This window comes from Streptomyces alkaliphilus (assembly GCF_014141535.1).
Lineage (GTDB): Bacteria > Actinomycetota > Actinomycetes > Streptomycetales > Streptomycetaceae > Streptomyces > Streptomyces alkaliphilus.
This window is the reverse complement of sequence record NZ_VKHT01000678.1, coordinates 1-2,879: the sequence shown is the minus strand read 5'-3', so window position 1 is coordinate 2,879 and position 2,879 is coordinate 1. Positions and strand designations below refer to the sequence as shown.

Below are 2,879 nucleotides of genomic sequence, written 5' to 3'. Positions count from 1 at the left end.
GGTCAGCACCAGGGGGGAGGGGTCCGAAGAGGCCATTGAAACGTTTTATCAACGCTCTCCCCGCCTCACAACACCCCGACGACATCGCCACCGCCCGCTGCCGGGCGGCCACGCCGGCGGGCACGAGACAAGCACGACGAAGCGGCCCACGGGGAACGCCCGGCGCCCGCACCGCGAACGGCGGTGGTCACGGGTGCCCCGCCGGGGATCGCGATGGTGCATGATCGATGCCATGGGCAGTGGCACGCGGATCGTCGCCGGCCTGGACAGTTCGTCCGGCTGGACCAGCATCGTCGTCTGTGACGCCGAGACCGGGGAGGTGCTGCGGCACGGGCACGCCGAGCATCCCACCACCGGTCAGGCGCCCCCCGAATCCTGGCTTCTCTCCCTGGGGGAAGCCGCCGGGGGCGGCATCCTCGAGGACGTGGCCGCCATCGGCGTGGCCGCCCGGCAGCAGGCGGTGGTGGCGCTGGACGGTGCCCGCAACCCGGTGCGCGCCGCGCTCTCGGAGGAACAACGGATGCAGGGCGCCGCGGTCGACCTGATCGACGCGCTGGGGGGCGCCGCCGCGTGGACCGGCGCGGTGGGGGCCGTCCCGCAGACCGGACATCCGGTGGCGCAACTGGCGTGGCTGGCCCGCACCGAGCCGGAACTCGCCCGGCGCACCGCCGCGGTGCTCCAGCCGCAGGACTGGCTGGTGTGGCAGTTGCTGGGACGTCCGGAACGGTTCACCACCGACCGGGGCGGGGCGTCGGGAACCGGGTACTGGTCCCCGGCCGAGGAGCGCTGGCGGCCGGACCTGCTGGAGCTGGCGCTGGGCCGCCCCGCCGAACTGCCGACCGTCCTCGGCCCCGCCGAGGCGGCCGGCCGCACCCCCGAGGGGCTGTTGATCTCCGCCGGCACCGGGGAGACCATGGCCGCCGCGCTGGGGCTGGGCCTGGGGTCGGGCGACGCGGTGATCTCGCTGGGCGCCTCCGCCTCGATCTGCGCCGTGCACGGGGCGGCGGCCCCCGATCCCGACGGGATGGTCACCTCCTACGCCGACGCCACCGGCCTGCACCTGCCGGTGGTGCGCACGCTCAACGCCAACCGGGTGCTGCGGGGCACCGCGGACCTGCTGGGCCGCTCCCCCGAGGAGCTGTCCGCGCTGGCGCTGACCTCGACCCCGGGTGCCCACGGCCTGGTGCTGCTGCCGTACCTGGCGGGTGAACGGGTCCCGGCGCTGCCGCACACCGCGGGGACACTGGCCGGCCTGCGGCGGGAGAGCATGCGGCCCGAGCACCTGGCGCGGGCCGCCTTCGAGGGGATGCTGTGCGGGGTGGCGGACGCGGCCGGGGTGCTGCGCTCGCGGGGAGTGCGGATCGGCCGGGTCTTCCTGCTGGGGCCGGTGGCGCAACTGCCGGCCGTACGGGCGCTGGCGCCGGGACTGCTGGAGGCCGAGGTGGTGGTGCCCGAACCCGCGGACTGGGCGGCGCTGGGCGCGGCCCGCCAGGCGGCGTGGGCGCTCGCCGCCTCGGAGAACTCCTCCTCGGGAGCGGAGCCGCCGGCCTGGCCCTCGCCCCGGGGCGAGACGCTGCGTCCGGACGAGGAGGCCCTCGCTGTCGGCCGGGCGGTCCGGCAGCAGTTCACGACCGTCCGCGAGGAGCGCCACCCCGGGGCCCTGGGACCGGCGGGCGACTGAGCGGGGGTGCCGCGCGGCCCGGCCCCCGGGGCCGGGCCGCCGGTTCCCCGCCCCGGGGAGGTGGACGGGGAACCGGCGGCGGCACCGGCCCTCCCGGGCCGTCGACTCCGGGAGGTGATGTCGGCTCCCTCTAGTCGAGGTAGCCGCGCAACTGACCGGCGTAGGTGTGGGTGCGGAGCTTGTGGAGCGTCTTGTGCTCGATCTGCCGGATGCGCTCCCGGGTCACCCCGAACATCTGCCCGATCTCCTCGAGCGTGCGGGGACGGCCGTCCGAGAGGCCGTAGCGCAGTTCCACCACCCGTCGTTCGCGGTCGCCGAGGGTGGAGAGCACCGCGTGCAGTTGTTCGCGCAGCAGCAGGAGGGTGGCGGACTCGGCGGGCCCGAGCAGGTCGGCGTCCTCGATGAGGTCACCGAAGTGGATGTCGTCCTCCTCCCCCACCGGGGCCTGGAGGGAGACCGGGTCCCGGGCGAGGTTGAGGATCTCCCCCACCCGCTCGGGGGTGAGGTCGAGGCGGGCGGCGACCTCCTCGACCCCGGGTTCCACGCCGCGCTCCTGGAGCATGGCGCGCTGGGTGCGCACCACCCGGTTGATCAGTTCCACCACGTGCACCGGCACCCGTATCGTGCGCGCCTGGTCGGCGATGGCCCGGGACATGGCCTGCCGGATCCACCAGGTCGCGTAGGTGGAGAACTTGAAACCGCGGGCGTGGTCGAACTTCTCGACCGCCCGGATCAGTCCGAGGTTCCCCTCCTGCACCAGGTCGAGCATGGTCAGACCCCGGCCGAGGTAGCGCTTGGCGATGGAGACCACGAGCCGCAGGTTGGCCTCGATGAGCCGCCGTTTGGCGAGCCGTCCGCGCACCACCAGCCGGTCGAGGTCCAGGGCGAGTCGGGCGTCGGGGGTCCGGAGGGTGTCCAGCTTGTGCTCGGCCAGCACGCCCGCCTCGATGCGACGGGCCAACTCGACCTCGTCGGCGGCGGTGAGCAGCGGAACGCGGCCGATCTCCCGCAGGTACTGGCGGAAGAGGTCGCCACCGGGGCCGGGACCGGCTGCGTGCTCCACCTCCCGGCGGTCGACGGACGGGCCCGGGGGATCGTCCTCCCGCGCGGTGGGAGCGTCCTCCCCCTCGGTGTCGGAGCTCCCCGGGGGGTCGTGGACGGCGTCGGCGTCGGGTTCGGGGGCATCGGTGGGCGGAGG

2 protein-coding genes are annotated in these 2,879 nt (G+C 75.1%); one reads left to right on the top strand and one right to left on the bottom strand.

Annotation, left to right across the window (positions count from 1 at the left end; genetic code table 11):
* Nucleotides 1–220: 220 nt before the first annotated feature.
* Nucleotides 221–1,681 carry an FGGY family carbohydrate kinase gene (locus FNQ90_RS18355; protein WP_228471372.1) on the top strand — a complete coding sequence of 487 codons (1,461 nt, stop codon included), beginning with the start codon at nucleotides 221–223 and terminating at the stop codon, nucleotides 1,679–1,681.
* Nucleotides 1,682–1,811: 130 nt separating this feature from the next.
* Here the strand turns inward: FNQ90_RS18355 and FNQ90_RS18350 are convergent.
* A partial coding sequence (locus FNQ90_RS18350) for an RNA polymerase sigma factor (protein WP_182607377.1) occupies nucleotides 1,812–2,879 on the bottom strand: 1,068 nt, incomplete at its 5' end.

Coding starts and splice junctions, on each gene's coding strand:
- FNQ90_RS18355 (WP_228471372.1), top strand. CDS start 221: ATGATCGATGCCATGGGCAGTGGCACGCGGATCGTCGCCGGCCTGGAC.